The sequence below is a fragment of the Vibrio sp. YT-19(2023) genome (assembly GCF_033337395.1).
Window position 1 is genome coordinate 1 of sequence record NZ_JAWOQN010000879.1, and the last position, 570, is coordinate 570.

The 570-nt window shown below is 50.7% G+C and carries 1 pseudogene; it reads right to left on the reverse strand.

The annotated features are described in order from the left end of the window. Positions 1 to 570 (reverse strand): annotated as a pseudogene (locus tag R7E78_RS28960) (flagellar biosynthesis protein FlhF); the annotation flags it as partial.

Below are 570 nucleotides of genomic sequence, written 5' to 3' on the forward strand. Positions count from 1 at the left end.
TCCGACGCCTGTAGGGCCAAGCAATGCAACCACACCACCACGTTTTAAAATATCTTGTTTTGGTATGTTAATTTGATCCGCAACGAGTGACAGCAACGCCTTCCACGCACGTGCAGGCTTGGTGTCTTCTGGGATGTAACATGCCATTTGGTCTGCAAGCTCAGGAGACACGCCCATACGCTCTAAGCGTTTGATAAGCATGGCTCTTAATGGCTCACGACGTTCCACTTCTTGCCACATTAAGCCGGAGACTTGATGTTCCAGCAGACGACGAATCGAGGTCATCTCTTCGCGCATGTTCTCCAGCTCTTTTGCTGACTCGTCACGCTCTTCAGAGGATGGGCGACGACGGTCATAGCGCGTAGGATCTAACTTCGGCGTTGGTCGCTCAAAACGGTTATCTTGAGCAATCAATTTCGCCAAAGGAGAGTCCGGCTGGTATGGCACGGGCTTTTCTTGGTTGTAGCTTTCGCGGTGCTTATTTTGGCGTTGCAATAGGGCTGATAACGAATCTTCGGTTTCCGCAACATGATCGTCAGATTCTGCTGCGCGACCACTGTATTGCTTCAG